We start from the raw sequence: 19,218 nt of genomic DNA on the forward strand, positions 1-19,218 counted from the left end.
GGTGGGACGGCCCGAACATCGGGCCGTTCCACCGGGGTTTCCGGCGGCGAACGGTTAGCGCTTGCCGTTGACCATCTGCGGCACGTTCAGCGGATTGGCGTCCCGCAGCGCCTCGGGAAGCAGTGCCTGCGGGAAGCCCTGGTAGGCGACGGGGCGCAGGAAGCGGGAGATCGCGGCGGTGCCCACCGAGGTGCTGCCCACGGAGGTGGTTGCCGGGTACGGGCCGCCGTGCTGCTGCGCGTAGGTCACCGAGACGCCGGTCGGCCACTGGTTCCAGAGAACACGGCCCGCCTTGCGGGAGAGCACCTCGATCAGCCCCGTGACGTCGCAGTTCTCGGTGCCCACGAGGGTGGCGGTCAGCTGGCCCTCGAAGCTTTCGGCCAGGGCGACGAGTTCGGCTTCGTCGGTGTACTCGACGACCAGTGCGGTCGGGCCGAAGCACTCGGTCTGCAGGGACTCGGGGTATGCCAGCAGGTCCTCGGCGCTGGTGAGCAGCAGGGTCGGGCTTGGCGGATCGGCCAGCGGGTCCGAGCCCTGGGCCAGGACCTGGACCTTCTCGTGGCCTTGCAGGGCCTCAAGCACCTCGACGTAGCCGGCCTGGATGCGGCCGTTGAGAAGGGCTGCGGCGGCCGGAAGCTCGGTGGCGCGCAGGGTCTCGACGATCTCCGAGCCGCGCGAGACGAAGATCGTTCCCGGCTTGGTGCAGAACTGGCCGGCACCCATGGTGAAGGATGCGACGAATTCGCCGGCGATCGCGGCGCCACGCTCGGCTGCCGCGGCGGCGGTGACGAAGACGGGGTTGTTGGAACCGAGCTCGCCGTAGAACGGGATCGGCTCCGGGCGGGCGTTGGCCATGTCGAAGAGGGCGCGGCCGCCGGGGATCGATCCGGTAAAGCCCGCTGCCTTGACGCGCGGGTCCTTCAGCGCGGTGGCGCCGGCCTCGGTGCCCATGACCAGGGCGAAGACGCCGGCCGGCATGCCGGCGGAAGCCAGGGCCTCGGCGATGGCGTTTGCCGTGGCGATGGAGAGTTCAGGGTGGCCCGAGTGCGCCTTGAGGATGACCGGGTTGCCGGCGGCCCATGCGGAGGCGGTGTCGCCGCCGGCCACGGAGAAGGCGAACGGGAAGTTGCTGGCGGCGAAGACGACGACCGGACCCACCGGCTCGAGCACGCGGCGCAGGTCCGGGCGCGGTGCGCCCATCGGCCACTGGGCATCGGCGTGGTCGATGCGGGCGTCCAGGTAGGCGCCGTCGCGCAGCACCTCGCCGAAGATGCGCAGCTGGAAGGTGGTGCGCTTGAGCTCGCCGGTCAGGCGGGCCTGCGGCAGGCTGGTCTCCGCCATGGCGATCGGGATGAGGGTGCCGGCGGCCGCATCAAGGGCGTCGGCTACTTTGTCCAGCACGTCGGCACGCTCCGACGGGCGCAGTGCGGCCCACGGTGTGGCGGCCTGCTGGGCGGCGACGAGGATTTCCTCGAGCTCGGTGGCGGTCGTCGGGGTGACGGTGGTGGTGGTCGTCATGATGGGTGTGGTCCTTTCACGGGGAAGTCGGTGGTGGCGCGGTGGTGGTCCGCGGGTCGAAAGCTTGTGGGGGGGTCAGGAGTCCAGGGGCTGGCGGGAATCCAGCGCACTGATCTCGCCCAGGGTCAGCGGGGCGGCGACGGGGCGCTTGGCGAAGGCCGCCAGCGAGGCCCGCACGGCCCCGGTCTCGTCGTTCCCCTTGGAGGAAAGGCAGGAGACCGCGAAGCCGCAGACCCTGCCCTGGCACCAGCCCATGCCGGTGCGGGTGAAGGACTTCATGGTGCGCGCGTCCGTGGCGCCCAGTTCGTCGCGGGCGTGCACGACCTCGCCGTGGCTGACCTCCTCGCACCGGCACACCAAGGTGACGTCGGTGAGCAGGTCGTCCCACTTTTCGGGGACCGGGTGCGCCCGGTGCATGGCCCCGGCGAACTTCCGGTGGCGCTGGATCTGCCGTGCGGTGCCGGCGCCCGGCTTGTCGCCGTTGGCCGCTGCGGCACCGGCGACGAGGCCCTCGGCCACGGCCAGCACGGCCCCGCCGACGCCAGTCACTTCGCCGGCAAGGTAGAGGCCGGGCACGTTGGAGGCCTGTTGCCCGTCGACGACGCAGACCAGCGAGCCGTCGGCGTCGATGCGCGTCTCGGCACCCAGGGCAACGGCGAGTTCGATCTGCGGGGTGAAGCCCCAGCCGAAGCCGACGACGTCCACGTCTTCCAGCAGCTGTTCGGTGCCCGCGATGACGGCGCCGTCGGCGCCGACCTTGGCGATGCGCACGCTCTTGGCGCTGGTCTCCCCCAGCACCTCGGTGACAACCGTGCGGGTGCGGTAGCGGATGCGGTGCTTGGCGAAGATGCCCGCGTATTCGGCGCCCTCCAGCGCCTTGCCCGGGACGCCGCTCGCGGCACCCAGGTGCGGCAGCCAGTTGGCCAGCGAGGCGGATTCGCACACGGCGACGACTTTGCCGCCGGCCTCGGCGATGTTTGCGGCCACCGGCAGCAGGAAGGGCCCGGTCCCGGCGACGACGAAGCGCCTGCCCGGCAGGGTGCCGTTGGCCTTGATGAACGCCTGGATTCCGCCGGCCGCCATGACGCCGGGCAGTTCCCAGCCGGGCAGCGGCAGCTGGCGGTCGTAGCCGCCGGTGCAGGAGACAAGCTTGTCGGCGCGGACGGTTGCGGCCTCGAGCGCGGTGCCGGTCGCGGGGGTCAGGCGCAGCACAAAGCGGCCGGAGTCCTCGCGTTCGGTCATCCACACCTGGGTGTTGGGAAGGTAGCGCAGCGCACCGCGGCAGATCGCGGCGTCGAAGCGCGAACGCAGGTCCAGGTAGGTCTTCCAGCCGTGGTGGCCGTGGCCGTCGGGCTCGGGGAAAACCGACTCGGGGCGGTGGCGCCAGAACTGGCCGCCGGGCTGGTTGCCGGCGTCCAGCACCACGACCCTGGCGCCGCGTTCGGCCGCGGCAACGGCGGTGGCCAGGCCGGCCGGGCCCGCGCCGATGACCGCTACGTCGAAGGCAAATTCCGTCTGCGTGCTCATGCGTCGAAGTCCCCTTCAATGTTCATGGAGTCGCACGCCTCGACCATGCAGGCGCGCTGGTTTGGTTGGCCGTCGATGGTGACCAGGCAGTCGTAGCAGGCGCCGATGCCGCAGAAGAGGCCGCGTGGCTTGCCCTCGTTGCGGGTGGTGCGCCAGGCCTTGATGCCCTGCCCCATGAGGACCGCGCCGACGCTCTGGCCGGCATCGGCCGTCACCTGCGTGGCGTTGAGTGTCACGGTGATCCGCTGCGGTTTGGTGCTCATGCTGCCGACTCCTGTGGGACTTTGGTTGCAGGGGTGAATTCGCCGAAGCGTTCGGGGGCGAAGGGCGCCAGGGACATGTCCGGGACGAGCCCGGCCAGCGCCTGGGCCACGAGCTTTCCGGTGCCGGCGGACAGGCCGATGCCGGCGCCCTCATAGCCGCTGGCGTGCCAGAGGCCCGGTGCGCGCGGGTCGTGCCCGATGACCGGCAGGTGGTCCGGGCAGTAGGGACGGAAGCCGTGGTAGTGGCGGATGATGCGCGTCTTCTCCAGGAACGGGAAGAGCGCGATGGCGTTGGCGGCCATCTGGCGCAGGGCGTCGGTGTTGACGCTGCGGTCGAATCCGACGCGCTCGCGGGAGGAGCCGATCAGGATGGATCCGGCGGGGGTTCCCTCGACCACCGGGGAGGACTGCAGTCCGGCATCGGAGCTGCCCACGTTGTCCACGTATTCGGCCGCGTACACCTTGTGGTGCACCATCGGTGGCAGCGGTTCGGTGACCATGACGAATCCCTTGCGGGGCTTCACCGGCACGTTGACCCCGGCCAGTGCCGCGATGTCCTCGGACCAGCTGCCGGCGGCGTTGACGACCGCCGGGGCGTGGAATTCGCCGCGATCGGTCTTGACGCCGGTGACGGTCTCGCCGTTGCGCACGAACCCGGTGACCGTGGTGTGGCTCTGTACCTTGGCCCCCGCGGCGCGGGCCAGCTTGAGCAGGTGGCCGGCAACCAGCATCGGCTGGACCTGGCAGTCGTCCGGGTACCAGGCGGCACCCAGCGCGTTGGGGGAAATGTTGGGTTCCAACTCGCGCAGCCGCGGGATGTCGACCCATTCGACGTCGATGCCGTGGTTGGACTGGGCCTTGGTGAGGCGGTCCAGCGAGGCCATGGAGGATTCGCGCGAGGCGACGATGATGCCGCCCTTGGACTCGAATTCCCAGTGCGAGGCGTGCTCGGCCAGGTCGCCGCGCCAGGTGTCCAGCGAGAACTTGGTCAGCTCGAGCTCCGGGCCGAGTTCCTTGTCGGAGACCAGGATGTTGCCCTCGCAGGCGGAACTGGTTCCGCTGGCGGGCAGTCCGCGCTCCAGCACGGTGACGGAGAGTCCTTGCTGAGCGGCGAAGTATGCAATCGCCGAACCGATTACTCCGGCACCAATGACGATGACGTCGCTGGGCGCATTCATGATTACTCCTATGGTGTTCTTTGCTCTGGTGCGGGTGTTTCTTGTTCCGGGGTTCCGGTGTTCCACAGGCCGCGGGCATGGCTGATGTGGCGGATCATCAGGTCGCGGATGCCGTCCGCGTCGCCGCGTTCCACGCAGTCGATCATTTCGTGGTGTTCCTGGGCCGAGCCGTCGAGCTGGTGGTTGTCCATCAGGGACTTCAGCCCGTACATCCGGGTGCGCAGGCGCAGCGACGTGGCAAGTTCCACGAGCTGCTTGTTGCCGGCGAAGCTCAGCAGCCGGGCGTGGAACTCGCGGTCGGCCGCGAGGTAGCCGTCGGCGTCCTTGTCCCTGGCCTTGCGCACGATGGTGTCGGCCAGCGCACGCAATTCTGGGATGCTTTCGGCCGGGATCGAGGCCAGCGCGCGCTTGGTCGCCTCCGGCTCGATGAGCAGGCGGATCTCGGCGATTTCCTGCAGCTCGGCGTCGGTCATGCCGGTGATCCGGAATCCCTTGTTCTTCACGGTCTCCACCAGGCCCTCGCGGACGAGGTCCATCATGGCCTCGCGCACGGGGGTCGCGGACACTCCGAACGCGGCGCCGAGGCTCGGGGCCGAGTACAGCTCGCCTTCCACCAAGTCGCCCGAGATGATCGAGGTGCGAAGCCGTTCGGTGACGGTTTCGCGCAGGCTCATCTGGCGGTCTAGTTTTTCGATGGTGAACCTTGAATTGCCGATCATGCTTTGTTCTCCGATTTCCACAGGTGTGCTCACGCGTTTTTACTCCTGTGATCTTCATACACCACTGCGGCGGAAACCAAGTCTTCCCATGCCATGCCCACACCCGTGTAAAGCGTCGGCTTGCCCGGGACGCGGCTGAATTTGCCGTTGACAAGGTCCTTGAGGTTCAGCGGATTGATCTCTTTCCACTCCTCGACGCTGCGTGCGGGGATCAGGTCCCCGCTTTCGCGCCATGAGGATGCGCGGCCCTCGACGACGACCTCGGAGCGCTTGACGAGCGTCTCGTCGACCTCGCGGGCGTCCAGCCCGTGCTGTCCCACCGAGGCGATGATGGCGTGCTCGGCCGGCAGCGAACCGTCAAAAAGCGGGGTCGGCGAGGAGGTCACGCACAGGATCACGTCGGCGTTCGGCACGTCCTGAACGCTTCCGCGGGTGACGGTGATGCCCTCGGTGGCCAGCTGCTCGATCAGTGCCTGGATGCGCTCGGCGCGCTGGCCCACCACGGCGAAGGTGCCCTCGGGGAAGACCGACTTGGCCGCGCGGATGTGGTTGACGGCCTGGATGCCGGCGCCGAAGACCAGGACCTTGGGGGTCCGCGTGAACGGGGCGTCGCCCGGGGCCTCGGCGATGTTCTTGACCGCGGTCAGCGTCGCCGCCGGGGTGCGGATGGCCGTGAGTTCGGCGCCGTCCATCGAGGCGATGGGCGTGAGGTTCGAGGAACCGAAGAGCAGGTACACGCCCTGGATCTTCTCCTCGCCCTTGGCCGGGTTCAGCGGGGCGATGGTCGCGACCTTGAGTCCGGTGTAGCCCTGGCCGATGGCCGGCATCAGCAGGAATTCGCCGTCCGGCGCCGGCGCGAAGATGCGCGGCCCGTCGATTTCCGGGTCCGTCTGGCCGCGCAGCGCGTCCTCGATGGCGCCGATGGCACGGTCGAAGGGAAGCGAGGCGCGAACCTCGGCGGCGTCGAAATATGGCAGCTTCACAGCAGGAATCCCTCCGGGAATGGGTCGCTCGGGTCGAGGAAGTACTGGGCGGTTCCGGTGAGCCAGGCCCGTCCGGTCACGGTGGGGATGACGGCCGGGAGGCCGCCGACGGTGGTTTCCTCGACCAGGCGGCCGGTGAATTGCGAGCCGATGTAGGACTCGTTGATGAAGTCGGTGTCCAGGGCCAGTTCGCCGCGGGCGTGGAGCTGGGCCATGCGGGCGCTGGTGCCGGTGCCGCACGGGGAGCGGTCGAACCAGCCCGGGTAGATGGCCATGGCGTGCCGGGAGTGCTCCGCGGTGGAGCCCGTGGCATTGAGGTAGACGTGGTGGACGCCGCGGATGTCGTCGCGTTCGCGGTGCACGGGCTCGTCGGCCGCGTTGATGGCGTCCATGATGGCCAGGCCGGCGGTGATCAGGTCGTCCTTGCGTTCGCGTTCGAACGGCAGGCCCAGGTCGTCGAGCTCGACGACGGCGTAGAAGTTGCCGCCGAAGGCCAGGTCGTAGTTCACGGTGCCGTAGCCCGGGACCTCGACCGATGCGTCCAGGCGGTCGCTGTAGGAAGGCACGTTGCGGATGGTCACGGATTCGGCCGCGCCGTCCTTGACGGCGACCTCGGCGATGACCAGGCCGGCCGGGGTGTCCAGGCGCACCGTGGTCACGGGTTCGTGGACCTCGACCATGCCGGTTTCCACCAGCACGGTGGCGACGCCGATGGTTCCGTGCCCGCACATCGGCAGCAGTCCGGAGACCTCGATGTACAGGACGCCGAAGTCGGCGTCGGGGCGCGTGGAGGGCTGCAGGATCGCGCCGCTCATCGAGGCGTGTCCGCGCGGTTCGCACATCAACAGGGTGCGGATCCAGTCGCTGTGCTCCATGAACCACAGGCGGCGCTCCGCCATGGTGGCTCCGGGAATGGTGCCGATGCCGCCGGTGACGACGCGGGTCGGCATGCCTTCGGTGTGGGAATCCACTGCGTGGAAGATCCTGCTGGTGCGCATGGTGCAAACTCTCTGGTGAATCGACGTTGATTGCGGTGCCGCCGTTGGCCGGCCCCGTGTCTACGGGGCCGGCCAACGGCAATGCAGTTTCGAGGTTACTTGTAACCCTTGGCCACTGCAGCCTCGGTATCGGCGATGACCGCGGCGCGCACGGCGTCGGTCAACGGGCCACGCGGCGGGCGGCACACGCCGCCGTTGAGGCCGACGACGTCCATCGAAAGCTTGATCGACTGGACGAACTCGGTCTTGGTGTCCCAGCGCAGCAGCGAGTGCAGGTCGCGGTAGATCTCGCGGGCGCGCTCCATGTCCGAAAGGTTGCCGGAGGTTGCCAGGCGGTAGAGCTCGACGGTGGCGTGCGGGATGGCGTTCGGGTAACCGGCAACCCATCCAACGGCGCCGGCGAGGCCCATTTCCAGGACGGTGTCATCGGTGCCGATGAGGATGTCCATGCCCGGTGCCAGTTCCTTGATTTCGTAGGCACGGCGCGGATCGCCGGTGAATTCCTTGATGCCGACGATCAGGCCTTCGTGGAACAGGCGTGCAACCAGGGCTGGGGTCAGGTCGACCTTGGTGTCGATCGGGTTGTTGTAGGCAACAACCGGCAGGCCGGCGGAGGCGGCGAGGCGGAAGTGCTCGACAACCTCGTCGTCGGTGGCGCGGTAGGTGTTCGGCGGCAGGCACATGATGGCGTGTGCGCCAGCATCCTTGGCCTGCTGTGCCCACTTCTGGGTCTGCAGTCCGCCGTAGGCGCCAACGCCGGCCATGACTACGAAGCCCTCCGGAGCTGCTGCAACTGCGGTCTCGATGACCTTGGCGCGCTCTTCGTCGGACAGGGTCTGGTACTCACCGAGCGAACCGTTCGGGGCGATGCCGTCGCAGCCGCTGCTGGCAAGGAAGCGAACGTGATCGGCGAATGCTTCGTAATCGACCGAGTAGTCATCCTTGAACTGCAGCGCCGATGCGACGATGACTCCGTGCCAGGGCTTCTTGGTGGTGCTCATGTTGTGTTCCTTTCAAGGGGACTTTTCAATGATTTGCAAAGTTGTGGGTGATGCTTTCGACTCCATGCCGTACATCACATTCAAATAGTATCATGTGACATTGTACAGATGGAAGCGGTTGGCGAAAATTAGTTTTTCCGGTCCCCGCCCGAGGCCAAAACTGCCTGGTTTTCAGCGATTTCGGCGGCTTCCTCGACCCAGAAGTCGGCCCCTCGGATGCCTAGCTTGATGGGGTCGAAGACGGGGTCGAGGCCGGCCTTGCACTGCTTGTCGTAGTCGCGGGTGACCTTGTAGACCACCGAGGTGAGCGCCAGCAGGCAGAGCATGTTGATCCAGCCGAGGGTTCCGTAGCCGATGTCGCCGATGGCCCACATCGCATCCGCACTGATGACGCCACCGAAGAAGGTGATGCCAAGCATGCCCAGCTTCAGGGCCCAGTCCAACACGGGGCTGTCATCGCGGCCAACCAGGTACACCAGGTTGGTCTTGGCGATGTAGAAGAACGCGACAAGCGTGGTGAAGGCGAAGAAGAAGAGTGCGACGGCCACGAAGCCCGGGCCTACGCCGGGCAACACGGTACTGATGGCCTGCTGCGTGTACGCGGCGCCGGCCTTGAGGTCGGGCACGCCCTGGATCAGGACGGTGCCGTCGGGGGCCGTGACATTGTAGGAGCCGGTCATGATGATCATCAGGCCGGTGGCGGAGCAGACCACGACGGTGTCGATGTAGATCGAGAAGGCTTGGACCAGACCCTGCTTGGCGGGGTGGGACACCGATGCCGCTGCGGCTCCATAGGTCCCCTCCCCCACGCCGGCAACGTTGGAGAATACCGCGCGTCGCACGCCCCAGGCCACGGCCGCACCGACGATGCCGCCGAAGACCTGGTGGGCGCCGAAGGCCGACGACAGGATCAGGCTGATGGTCGGGATGATCTGCTCGAAGTTCACGGCAACGATCACCAGTGCCGCGAGGATGTAACCCACGGCCATGACCGGAACCATCAGCTGCGCGGCACCGACTACACGCTTGGTGCCGCCCAGGATCACAAAGGCCATGAGCACGGTGATGCCAATGGCACTCACCAGCGGCGGCACGTTGAACGCCGTCTCGATGCTGGTGGCGATGTTGTTGGACTGGACGCCCGGGAACACGAATCCGTAGCCGACCATGGCCACGAGCGACACCGCGACGGCCAGCCACTTGAGCTTCAGGCCATGCTCGATGTAGAACGGCATGCCACCGCGGTGCTCGCCGTTGATGCGGCGCTTGTAGACCTGGGCCAGCGTGGATTCGGCGAAGGAGCTGGCAGATCCGAGCAGCGCACAGACGACCATCCAGAACAGCGCACCGGGGCCGCCGGCTGCGATTGCCGTTGCGACGCCGGCGATGTTGCCCACGCCCACACGGCTTGCCAGAGTCAGGAGCAACGCCTGGACCGGAGAGATTCCGTCAGAGCTGTTCTTCTTGCTCAGGATCTGGCGGATCATGTCCGGGAACCGCCGGAACTGGACAAATCCCGTCAATACGGTGAAGAACAGTCCGACCGCCAGGGCGAAGTACGCCATGGGGTTCCAGATCGCATCGTTGATGCTGGTGAGCATGTCCATATTTTTTCCTAACGTCTTCTCGAACGCACCGGAGATCCTTCAAAAACGGACCAACATCCCGTTGCGACGAAGCCAGTCATTCCGGCAGTTTCTTAGCCTTTAATTTCGCGGAATAGGCCGGGATCCACCCCGCCGCATTCCACCCAGATGCGCAAGCTCTCGAACCCCACTGCCGCTCGATGGCTCACCTTGGGTCGCATGGACAACCTCGCCCACGTGTTCTGCATCACGAATCTATGCAATGGTACATGTCACATTTTCGTGAATCAAGGATTTTATGGCCCGAATTTGAATCGCCAGCGGATCGAAACGATGTCGGATTGCGCAGATCGAAGCATTCCGACTCTCACTGTGTTTATGCAAATATGCGGACACATGAAAAGAGCCCGACCCGTGGAAATCAATCCACGGGTCGGGCTCCCAAATCCACAGCAGTGGCCCTCCCGAACAAGCTCGGACTGCGCTCCGTAGCTAGGCCAGCGGGCCGCCGACCGACTCGACCATCGACACCAGCCGGGGGAACACGCTCGGGGACGAAATTCCGTCATGCTCGAACTCGTTGGTCACCCAGGCCTGCAGGTTCCCCACCTGCGCCGCGGTTTCCAGCGACAGCGGCGCATCCACATACATGTCGTCGTGGTAGACGACGGCTGCGACCGGAACCTGGTTTTCCGCCAGCATCTTCGGGTCGTAGAGCGGGCCCCAGTCGTCCCGGCGGGCCATCTCGTTCACCGCGGCACCGAATGGCTTCAGCAGGCGGATCTCCTCGAACATCCACGGGTACATCATTTCGCCGGTCATCATCAGCGGGCGTGCCGACTCGGCGAATTCCGGGTGACGCGCAAGCTCCCGCTGCGCCGCCCACGCGGTTGCACCGCTGGCGCCGTCGGCGAAGATACTTTCCTGCATCACGGCAAACAACGGGTTCTCCGCGTAGTTGCTGCGCGCCTGGACCTGGGCCAGGAAGGTGTCACTCAATTCGCCGCTGTCGTCGAACGCCTCGTCGATGAGCCATGCCATGCGCTCGAACCCCGGCTTCATGCCGTAGTCGATGCCCAGGGACTGGAAGCGGCGCACCGTGAGCCGGTCGCCGTCGGCCAGGTAGACGTCGCCGACTGCCAGCCGGTCGGCGATCTTCGCCATCGTTTCCACGTGGTGTCCGTAGCGTGCGTAGAACTCCAGGTTCTTCCCCTTGGTGCGCACATAGGTCCGGCGGTAGACCTCCAGCGCATCGGGGGTCAGGCTCGGCAGCCCGCCGGTGATGTAGCAGGCGTCCAATGCCTCGGGCGCCTGGCTGAGGTAGGTCAGCGTGAGGAATCCGCCGTAGCTCTGCCCCAGCGTCGACCACTTCCGGCCGCCGAAGACGGTCTTGCGCAGGAACTCGGCGTCGGAAACGATCGAGTCGGCACGGAAGTGGCCCAGGTACTCGGCGCCGTCCGCCGCGCTATCGAAGCGCTCCATCGAAGCGGCCGTGATCCGGCTGCTGCGTCCGGTGCCGCGCTGGTCAAGCAAGAGCAAGCGGTGGGTCTTCAGAGCCTCGCCGATCCACCCGGACTTGTCGACCGGGCGCGGGCCCTTGCCGCCCGGGCCGCCCTGCAGGAACAACAGGACCGGCAGGTCCTGACCTGCCTTCTCCGCGGAGCACAGCTCGCGGGCGAACACCTGGATTGTCCGCTCGTCGGGCCGGGCCCAGTCCAGCGGCGCCGTGACCACGTGGTCACGAACCTGCATGCCTGCTGCCACATATTCTGCGGTGATCAAAGTGCCATTCTCCCCATGTTTTGCTGCCTACGGATTTCCCACTCGGGATTGATGACGGGAACTGCCTTCAGCAGCGCCCGGGTGTATTCTTCCACGGGGCTCTCGAAGACCTGCTCCGTCGTGCCCTGCTCCACGATCCTGCCCTTGTTCATGACAGCGACGTCGTCGGCGATCTGCCGCACGACCGCCAGGTCGTGGGCGATGAAGAGGTAGGAGTACCCGGATTCCTGCTGCAGGTCGCGCAACAGGTTGATGACCTGCGCCTGGACGGAGACGTCCAACGCGGAAACGGCCTCGTCGCAGATGACCAGCTTCGGCTCCACCGCGAGCGCGCGTGCAATGCCGATGCGCTGGGCCTGCCCGCCGGAGAACTGGCTGGGGTACCTGGCGCTGTGGTCCGGGTTCAGCCCCACGCGCTCCAGCAGCGACTTGACCAGCAGCCGCCGGTCGGCGCCCTTGATCCCCTGGTAGTCCAGCGGCGCGGTGATGATGCGTTCCACGGTGTGCTTGGGGTTCAGCGAGGAGAACGGGTCCTGGAAGACGACCTGCACGTTGGCGCGGAAGCGGCGCAGCGTCGTGTCGCTTGCTCGGGTCACGTCCCGGCCCTCGAAGTGCATCGACCCGGAAGTGACGTCCAACAGCTTGGCGATCATGCGGGCCGTCGTCGACTTGCCCGACCCCGACTCGCCGACCAGTGCCGTGGTCCGCCCCGCGTGCAGGGTCAGCGAGACGTCGTCGACGGCGCGGAAGGTCTCCGTGCCGGCGAAGGCGCCGCCCTTGCTGACCTGGAATTCGCGCACCAGGTTCCGGGCCTCGAGCAACGGATCGTTCACGGGTGTATCCATGGCGACGCTCATGCCTCTTTCACCAGTCCTGTTTCCACTTTCTTCATGGCCCGGATGGGATCGTCGATCCGCGGGATGGCATCCAGCAGGGCCTGCGTGTAGGGATCGCGCGGGTTGGAGAAGACCTCTTCGGTGCTCCCGTTCTCCACGACGCGGCCCTTGTTCATGACCAGCACGCGCTGGGAAACCTGCGAGACGACGGCCAGGTCGTGGGTGATGAACACCATGCCGGTCCCCGATTCCGCCTGCAGCTGGGACATCAGGTCCAGGATCTGCGCCTGCACCGTGACATCCAGCGCCGTGGTCGGCTCGTCGGCGATCAACAGGTCGGGTTCGCAGCACATGGCCATGGCGATCATGATGCGCTGGCGCATGCCGCCGGAGAACTGGTGCGGGTAGTTGTCCACCCGGCGCTTGGGATCGGCGATCCCGACCCGTCCCATGGCGTCGACGGCCACGGCCTTGGCCGCGCTGAGCGATCCGCCGCGGTGGGCCTTGTAGGCCTCCGCGATCTGCTTGCCCACCGTGTAGTAGGGGTTCAGCGAGGACAGCGGGTCCTGGAACACCATGGCCATGCGTTCCCCGCGCAGCTTGCGCAGGTGCCGCTCCGGGCTGCCCAGGATCTCCTGGCCCTGCAGCCTGATGCTGCCGGTGGTCGTTGCCTTGGCCGGCAGCAAGCCCATGATGGCCAGGCTCGTCATCGACTTGCCGGAACCGGACTCCCCCACGATGCCGACGGTTTGGTTGCGTTCGACGGCCAGGCTGATGCCATGGACCACGGTTGCGGTTCCCGCGCGCGAGGCGAAGGTCACCGTGAGGTCCTCGATTTCCAGCAGGGGCGTCGAGCCGGCGGGTTCTACATGCTTCATGCGACCTTTGTCCTTACGCGTGGATCCAGCGTGGTGTAGAGAATGTCGACGACGATGTTGGCAACGATGACAAACAGCGCGGCCATGAGGGTCACGCCCATGATGACCGGCTGGTCGTTCTTGCTGATGGCATCGGAAGTCATCTTGCCGACGCCGTTGAGCCCGAACACGGTTTCCGTGATCAGCGCGCCGCCGAGCAGGCCGGCGAAGTCCATGCCGAACAGCGTCACGATCGGCGTGAGCGAGGGGCGCAGCGCGTGGCGGCCCAGCACCAAGCCGGAGGACAGCCCCTTGGCCCGTGCAGTACGGATGAAGTTCTCGCCCAGGGTGTCGATCATGTTCGCCCGGGTCAGCCGCGCATACATCGAGGCATAGCCGAAGGCGAGCACGCTCCACGGCATCAGGTAGGACTGGAACCAGAACATCGGATCCTCGCCGAAGGCCGGCGTGGAGGGGAACGGCAGGATCTGCAGCTCGACCACCAGCACGTACTGCAGCACCAGGGCGATGAAGTAGTTGGGCAGGCTGATGCCGCTCAGGGCGACCATCATGGCTGCCTTGTCCCACCAGGAGCCCTGGCGGACCGCGCTCAGGACGCCGGCGCTGACACCGATGAGGAGCCAGAGGACCGCCGCGCCGACGGCAATGGTTATGGAAACCGGCATGCGGTCTCCGATCATTTCCAGCACCGATTGGTTGGTCTGGAAGCTGAAGCCAAGGCACGGTGCGGCGCACTCGATGGCGTTCTCCCCCGTGCCGTAGGTCCGTCCCATGAAGATCCCGCCGAGGAAGGTGAAGAACTGGGTCATGAACGGCTGGTCGACCCCGAGCGTTGCCCGGATCTGGTCGATGCGTTCGGGCGTGCAAGTCTTTCCGCAGATCATCACGGCCGGGTCCGGCGACAGCGCGAAGAAGATCCAGTAGGTCAGCAGCGCAACCAGGGCAAGCACACCCACCGCCGCCAGGAGCCGTCTGGCTAGATACGTAATCACTTTGAGGTATCCCCCGTGTCAATAGCGCGGCTGAGGTGGTCCCCGAAGACCGTGAAGGAAAGGACCGTCAGGAAGAGGAACAGGCCGGGGACAAAGAAGAACATCGGATCGGTCGCGTACCAGGGCACGGCCGTGGCGATCATCTGGCCCCACGACGGGGTGGGCGGGACCACGCCGACGCCGAGGAACGACAGCGCCGCTTCGGTGCCGATGTAGGAGGGGACGGCCAGCGTCACCAGGACGATGATGGTTCCGGTGAGGTTGGGCAGGATCTCCTTGAAGACGATCGCCGCTTTGCTGGCGCCGGAGGCCTGGGCGGCCTCGACGAACTCGCGCTGGGCCAGCGACATGGTTTGTCCGCGGATGACGCGGGCCGTGTACGGCCAGCCGAAGATGCACAGGACCATGACCAGCAGGACCGGCCGGTTGCCGGCCGGCAGTGCGGACAGCAGCGCGATCATGAAGATCAGCGACGGGAACGCCATCAGGAAATCCATCACGCGGGAAATGGCCTGGTCGACCCAGCCGCCGAAGAATCCGGCCAGCATGCCAAGGACCACGCCGACGATGGTGGTGATGGCCGCGGCGGCAAACGCAATGGTCAGCGAGACGCGTGCCCCGTAGACGATGCGGGCAAAGACGTCGCGGCCGCTCTGCGGCTCGACCCCGAACCAGTGCTCCGGGCTGATGCCACCCCAGGGCAGCGCGGGCAGGCCGCCCAGGTCGGGGTTGATTGCCGTGTCGTCGTATTGGAAGGGATCCCAACCACTCCACTTGACAAGCACTGGCGCTGCGATCGCCACCAGGACGATCAGCACGATGAAGGCCGCGCTGAGCACGGCGGCGGGGGAAGCAAGCATTGCGGAAGTAATGCGCCACGCCGCGGAGGACCGCCCTCGGGATGAGGACGGTCCTCCGCTTGGTGCGGGCGTCACTTCACCGGGCTCGGCCAGGAGGCCAGCGGGAAGCATTGACATGGTGGGACCTTTACTTGCCTGGATCGATCAGGCTGAGCGTCACGAGGTCGATGCCGGCGTCGAAGCCGACGATCCCGGGATCGACGTTGCTGCCGCGCAGCTGCATGACGTTTTCGTAGACCATCGGGACCATGGGGGCGGCCGTTTCCATGATCTGCTTGTCGAGCTCGCCGTAGGCCTTGTTGGCCGCGGCGACATCGGTCATGGCCGCGATCTCATCCATGCGCTTGTTGATGGCCGGGTCGTTGAGCTGGGGGACGTTCTGGTTGCCCTTCTCCACGATGCTGTCTCCGTGCAGGATCGGCGGCAGGAAGGTCTGGCCCGAGGCCCAGTCCGGGCACCAGCCGGTGATGGCCATGTCGTTCTGCTGGCTGGTGGTGCCGATGACCTCGTAGAACGACGAGGTGTCGATGACGTTCAGGTTGACCTTGATGCCGGCCTTCGCCAAGGACTGCTGCACCGATTCCGAGTAGGCCTGCATCTTCGGCGTGCCACGGGTGTCCAGGGTCAGCTCCATGCCGTCCGGGTATCCGGCCTCGGCCAGCAGGGCCTTTGCCTTCTCGATGTCGCCCTTGTTGTCCGTGGTCGGGTAGGCGTTGAAGTCCAGCCAGCCCAGCAGCGAGGAAACCATGATGGTGTTTGCCGCGGTTGCCAGCTGGGACCCGCCGCCGGCGGTCTGCAGGCTCGACTTGTCGATGGCGTAGTTGATGGCCTGGCGGACCTTCAAGTTCCCCAGCGGCTTCTTGGTGGTGTTCAACGTCAGGTAGGTGGTGCAGACGGGGTCGGCACGGACCGCACGGTCCTTGACGCTTGGGTCCTGGAGACGCGAGACGTTTGCGGGCTGGAGCGCGCCGCCGGCGATGGCGTTCTTGTCTTCGCCCTGGCCCGCCAGCATGCGTTCATCGATCGTCGCGCCGTCGATGCCGAAGAGGAATTCATAGTTGTCGGGCTTGGCCGGGCGAACGGTATCGGTCTTTGCGTCCCATTTCTCGTTGCGCGACAGCTTCAGCTCTCCGCCGCGGGTGTAGGAATCGACCTTGTAGGGGCCGGAAGCAATCGGCTTCGCGTCGAATCCCTTGCCGGAACCCGAACCCACCGGGAACGGAACGAAGTTGTTCTGGCCGACGACCGAGCCGAAGTCGGCGAACGGCTGGTTCAGGTTGAAGACAATGGTCTTGGCATCGGGTGTTTCGATTGCCTTGAAGTCCTTGCCCTTGTCGATGTACGGGCCCTTGTAGCCGGAGCCGTCGTCGAGCAGCTGCTTGGCCCACGGGGAACCAATGCCGATTTCCGGGTCGAAGGAACGGGAAACACCGAACTTGACCTCGGCGCTGGTGATAGGCGTGCCGTCTTCGAAGAAGATGCCGTCCTTGAGTGTGAACGTCCAGGTCTTGCCGCCGTTGGACGGGGTTCCCAAGTCGGTGGCAAGGTCGGGCTTCATTTCACCGGATTTGCCTTCCTCCGTCGAGTTGGTCGTCAGCGTCCGGTAGATCAACCGGTAGAAGTTCTTGACGCCCGTGTCGAAACCCATGGCCGGGTCGAGGTGCGAGTAGTCGGCGTTGAGCAATACCCGGACGGAACCGCCGGAGGTCCCTTCTGCACCGGCGCTGCCGCTCGGCGCAGGTGAATTGCTGCCACCGCCGCAGGCTGTCAGCAACAATGCCGACGTCAGGGCAAGGCCCAGGACGAATTTCTTGCTTTTCATTGCATTTCCTTCAAATTGGGGTCCAAGTGGGCGTCGTTGAGCCACCGTTGAACCGATCAGGGATGGTGCCGGACTTGCTATGTAGCTCGCGAGTGAAAAGTTTCAGGCGTTTCTGAGCCATACACGCATGGCTCGCGGTTCACGGTTTCCCCAATGCGCATAGGGAATGAGGGTGACGTTTTCACGCATTTGACCGACAGGTGTGGCGCCGGTGTACTCGGGGTAAAGCTGGTCATTGGCCCGCGGTTCGAGCCTCAGGGAAAGGGAAAGCGCAACGCTGGGAACGGCCCTCGGGACGGGGTTGGCCACTTCCCTGACCTCCCTCATCGCCAGGGAATCCAGGACCAGGTTGTTGATGTCCCGCGGGGCGTCTTCCTGTTCCAGGCAGTAGACGATCGGGCCCCGGGTCGCCGCAAGGCAGCCCCGGGTGGCATCGAGGTGCGGGTGCGACCCGAGGAAGCGGGAGGCCATCTCGAGGTTCAGGTCCAGGACATCGCCGGCGGTGAAGGACCTGTTGATTTCAAGCCATCCGCCGACAACGCCGACGTCCTGCGGTTCGCCGTTGATGGACAGCTCGGCGTTCTTCGCCCAGGCCGGGATCCGGAAAGCCAATCCCTGCGTTTCCAGGGAGGCGCTGTCGACGGTTACACGGACCGCTCCGTTCCAGGGAAAATCGGTGTGCATCGTGATTCGCAGGCCGGCCGCGGCAATGCTTGCACTCGCATAGTTGGCGATGCGCAGGACCCCTTGCTCCGTGACGGCAAGATGGTCTTGGAGTTCCGCCACCCAGCGAATGATGTTTGGAGGGCAGCAGGGGCAGCCGAACCACGCACGACGCAGCAGCTCGCCGCCGGATTCGCACCCCGAGCGTTGTTCGTGGTCCTCCCGGCGCTGCAACGTGTTGTCGTAGAAGAACGCTTTGCCGTCGGTGGAGAGCGACACGGCGTAGGCGTTGTGGAGGATCGTCTCGAACGTGTCCAGGTACTTGGTATTGCCCTGTGCCAGGAACATTCTCCAGGCCCACTGCATCGTGGCGATTGCCGCGCACGTTTCGGAGTACGAGCGTTCTGAAGGCAACTCGAAACGGTCACCGATGGCCTCATCCGAGTGCCGCGAGCCCAATCCGCCGGTCACGTACAACTTGCTGGAGACCATGTCGTCCCACAGCCGCTCGAGCTCGGCCAACAACCCGGGATCACCCGATTCCAGGGCCACGTCTGCAGCACCTGCCGCAAGGTAGGCCATGCGTACGGCATGGCCCGTAACCGAGGGAAGCTCCCGGAGGGGTTGGTTGTCCTGGAAGTACTCCGCAGTGAAGGTCCTGAGCTTGATCGTGCCGTGGCCCCGACGGTCGATGAACAACTTAGCCTGGTCCAGATACGACCGGTCGCCGGTTTCCCGGTACAGCTCAACCAAGGCCATCTCGACTACGGGGTGGCCGCAGACCTCGGGGGCTCCGGCGGTTCCGAAGTTTTCGATCGCAAGATCCGCAAAGCGGACGGCCACGTCCAGCAGGCGCCGATCGCCAAGCTGGCGGTTGGCGGCCACCGCAGCCTGGATCAGGTGGCCAAGGTTGTATAGCTCATGGCCCCATGCCAGATCGCTCCACGGCTCGGCATCCGTGTGCGGGTTTTGGTAGAAGCTGTTCAGGTAACCGTCCGCTGCCTGCGCCGCCTCAATCAGCGTTACGGACTCCTCGAAGAACGCAGCCGTTTCGGGGTCGGGCTCCATGCCTGGGCGGTTGATTTCGTAGGCCAGGCCGTCGAGGGTCTTGAAGAGGTCCGTGTCCAGGAACGGGTATTTTCCTCGGTATCGTTCCGGGTCCGCGGTGGCGAGCGTCCGAAGGTTTTCCAGGTTGCCCGCGGCTCGGAGCTCACGAAGCGAGTGACCGATCGTTGCCGTCCTGTTCAGCGATTGCCATTGGGCCAACTCGCCGGAGAGAAGCCGGACGTGCGATGACCCAAGAGTTCCGAAGCGACCGCTGCGGGGGAGGGTGCTGCTGGCTCCACGCATGGCCATATCGGCCTGCAAAACGTCACGCGATCGCGCCAAAGCCCACTCCTTGCCAACGTGTCATGTGATATTGCATAGAAGCCTAGGTGGCGAAACCCAGTGGCGCAAGTAACAATTTCAACATTTTGCAAATATTCCGAACCCGACCGAACGCGCGGCCATCGACTTTGACAGGTTCGTTTTTATGCCATGTACTATTGCATAGCGGTGTACTGCGTCACAGTCTCGGCGCGGGATGTGCCACACCCAAAAACGCCGGGAA

General features: G+C 65.7%; 16 protein-coding genes. All 16 read right to left on the reverse strand.

From position 1 onward, the window contains the following. Positions 1-54: 54 nt before the first annotated feature. Positions 55-1,518: an aldehyde dehydrogenase (NADP(+)) gene (locus tag ACFY5D_RS08615; RefSeq protein WP_387527871.1), complete on the reverse strand. Its 1,464-nt coding sequence runs from the start codon at positions 1,516-1,518 to the stop codon at positions 55-57. 75 nt (positions 1,519-1,593) lie between these two features. After that, positions 1,594-3,045 carry an FAD-dependent oxidoreductase gene (locus ACFY5D_RS08620; RefSeq protein ID WP_387527874.1) on the reverse strand — a complete coding sequence of 484 codons (1,452 nt, stop codon included), beginning with the start codon at positions 3,043-3,045 and terminating at the stop codon, positions 1,594-1,596. Then, complete coding sequence (locus tag ACFY5D_RS08625; protein ID WP_387527877.1) at positions 3,042-3,308, reverse strand: (2Fe-2S)-binding protein; 267 nt, start codon at positions 3,306-3,308, stop codon at positions 3,042-3,044. The genes ACFY5D_RS08620 and ACFY5D_RS08625 overlap by 4 nt, the downstream gene beginning before the upstream one ends. Next, positions 3,305-4,486 (reverse strand): NAD(P)/FAD-dependent oxidoreductase, encoded by a 1,182-nt coding sequence (locus tag ACFY5D_RS08630; protein ID WP_387527879.1) that lies wholly within the window; start codon positions 4,484-4,486, stop codon positions 3,305-3,307. The genes ACFY5D_RS08625 and ACFY5D_RS08630 overlap by 4 nt, the downstream gene beginning before the upstream one ends. Positions 4,487-4,494: 8 nt before the next feature. Further along, on the reverse strand, positions 4,495-5,238 hold the full coding sequence (locus ACFY5D_RS08635) for a GntR family transcriptional regulator (protein ID WP_387527882.1): 744 nt from the start codon (positions 5,236-5,238) through the stop codon (positions 4,495-4,497). Beyond that, on the reverse strand, positions 5,235-6,188 hold the full coding sequence (locus ACFY5D_RS08640) for an ornithine cyclodeaminase family protein (protein WP_387527885.1): 954 nt from the start codon (positions 6,186-6,188) through the stop codon (positions 5,235-5,237). Before ACFY5D_RS08640 ends, ACFY5D_RS08635 begins: the two co-directional genes overlap by 4 nt. Beyond that, the gene (locus tag ACFY5D_RS08645; protein ID WP_387527888.1) at positions 6,185-7,186 is read right to left on the reverse strand and encodes a proline racemase family protein; all 1,002 of its coding nucleotides are present in this window, start codon (positions 7,184-7,186) and stop codon (positions 6,185-6,187) included. The genes ACFY5D_RS08640 and ACFY5D_RS08645 overlap by 4 nt, the downstream gene beginning before the upstream one ends. Before the next feature lie 95 nt (positions 7,187-7,281). After that, complete coding sequence (locus ACFY5D_RS08650) at positions 7,282-8,187, reverse strand: dihydrodipicolinate synthase family protein (protein WP_209999925.1); 906 nt, start codon at positions 8,185-8,187, stop codon at positions 7,282-7,284. A 128-nt stretch (positions 8,188-8,315) separates the two neighbouring features. Further along, a complete protein-coding gene (locus ACFY5D_RS08655) occupies positions 8,316-9,788 on the reverse strand; it encodes an alanine/glycine:cation symporter family protein (RefSeq protein ID WP_387527891.1) in 1,473 nt (490 codons plus the stop codon). Between the two features lie 477 nt (positions 9,789-10,265). Continuing rightward, positions 10,266-11,555 (reverse strand): alpha/beta fold hydrolase, encoded by a 1,290-nt coding sequence (locus tag ACFY5D_RS08660; RefSeq protein WP_387527893.1) that lies wholly within the window; start codon positions 11,553-11,555, stop codon positions 10,266-10,268. Then, the gene (locus tag ACFY5D_RS08665; protein WP_387527896.1) at positions 11,552-12,412 is read right to left on the reverse strand and encodes an ATP-binding cassette domain-containing protein; all 861 of its coding nucleotides are present in this window, start codon (positions 12,410-12,412) and stop codon (positions 11,552-11,554) included. Before ACFY5D_RS08665 ends, ACFY5D_RS08660 begins: the two co-directional genes overlap by 4 nt. Further along, positions 12,409-13,269, reverse strand: a complete 861-nt coding sequence (locus tag ACFY5D_RS08670) for an ABC transporter ATP-binding protein (protein WP_387527898.1) — start codon at positions 13,267-13,269, stop codon at positions 12,409-12,411. Before ACFY5D_RS08670 ends, ACFY5D_RS08665 begins: the two co-directional genes overlap by 4 nt. After that, the gene (locus ACFY5D_RS08675; RefSeq protein WP_387527901.1) at positions 13,266-14,261 is read right to left on the reverse strand and encodes an ABC transporter permease; all 996 of its coding nucleotides are present in this window, start codon (positions 14,259-14,261) and stop codon (positions 13,266-13,268) included. Before ACFY5D_RS08675 ends, ACFY5D_RS08670 begins: the two co-directional genes overlap by 4 nt. Then, on the reverse strand, positions 14,258-15,121 hold the full coding sequence (locus tag ACFY5D_RS08680) for an ABC transporter permease (protein ID WP_387527904.1): 864 nt from the start codon (positions 15,119-15,121) through the stop codon (positions 14,258-14,260). The genes ACFY5D_RS08675 and ACFY5D_RS08680 overlap by 4 nt, the downstream gene beginning before the upstream one ends. A gap of 127 nt (positions 15,122-15,248) precedes the next feature. Further along, the gene (locus ACFY5D_RS08685) at positions 15,249-16,943 is read right to left on the reverse strand and encodes an ABC transporter substrate-binding protein (RefSeq protein ID WP_387527907.1); all 1,695 of its coding nucleotides are present in this window, start codon (positions 16,941-16,943) and stop codon (positions 15,249-15,251) included. Between the two features lie 102 nt (positions 16,944-17,045). Continuing rightward, complete coding sequence (locus tag ACFY5D_RS08690; protein WP_387527910.1) at positions 17,046-18,995, reverse strand: glycoside hydrolase family 127 protein; 1,950 nt, start codon at positions 18,993-18,995, stop codon at positions 17,046-17,048. Positions 18,996-19,218 lie beyond the last annotated feature (223 nt).

This window comes from Paeniglutamicibacter sp. NPDC012692 (genome assembly GCF_042901625.1).
Taxonomy (GTDB): domain Bacteria; phylum Actinomycetota; class Actinomycetes; order Actinomycetales; family Micrococcaceae; genus Paeniglutamicibacter.

Excerpts from the sequence above, each read along its gene's own strand:
- ACFY5D_RS08615 (WP_387527871.1), bottom strand. The coding sequence starts at position 1,518 with ATGACGACCACCACCACCGTCACCCCGACGACCGCCACCGAGCTCGAG.
- ACFY5D_RS08620 (WP_387527874.1), bottom strand. The coding sequence starts at position 3,045 with ATGAGCACGCAGACGGAATTTGCCTTCGACGTAGCGGTCATCGGCGCG.
- ACFY5D_RS08625 (WP_387527877.1), bottom strand. The coding sequence starts at position 3,308 with ATGAGCACCAAACCGCAGCGGATCACCGTGACACTCAACGCCACGCAG.
- ACFY5D_RS08630 (WP_387527879.1), bottom strand. The coding sequence starts at position 4,486 with ATGAATGCGCCCAGCGACGTCATCGTCATTGGTGCCGGAGTAATCGGT.
- ACFY5D_RS08645 (WP_387527888.1), bottom strand. The coding sequence starts at position 7,186 with ATGCGCACCAGCAGGATCTTCCACGCAGTGGATTCCCACACCGAAGGC.
- ACFY5D_RS08650 (WP_209999925.1), bottom strand. The coding sequence starts at position 8,187 with ATGAGCACCACCAAGAAGCCCTGGCACGGAGTCATCGTCGCATCGGCG.
- ACFY5D_RS08655 (WP_387527891.1), bottom strand. The coding sequence starts at position 9,788 with ATGCTCACCAGCATCAACGATGCGATCTGGAACCCCATGGCGTACTTC.
- ACFY5D_RS08665 (WP_387527896.1), bottom strand. The coding sequence starts at position 12,412 with ATGAGCGTCGCCATGGATACACCCGTGAACGATCCGTTGCTCGAGGCC.
- ACFY5D_RS08670 (WP_387527898.1), bottom strand. The coding sequence starts at position 13,269 with ATGAAGCATGTAGAACCCGCCGGCTCGACGCCCCTGCTGGAAATCGAG.
- ACFY5D_RS08680 (WP_387527904.1), bottom strand. The coding sequence starts at position 15,121 with ATGCTTGCTTCCCCCGCCGCCGTGCTCAGCGCGGCCTTCATCGTGCTG.
- ACFY5D_RS08685 (WP_387527907.1), bottom strand. The coding sequence starts at position 16,943 with ATGAAAAGCAAGAAATTCGTCCTGGGCCTTGCCCTGACGTCGGCATTG.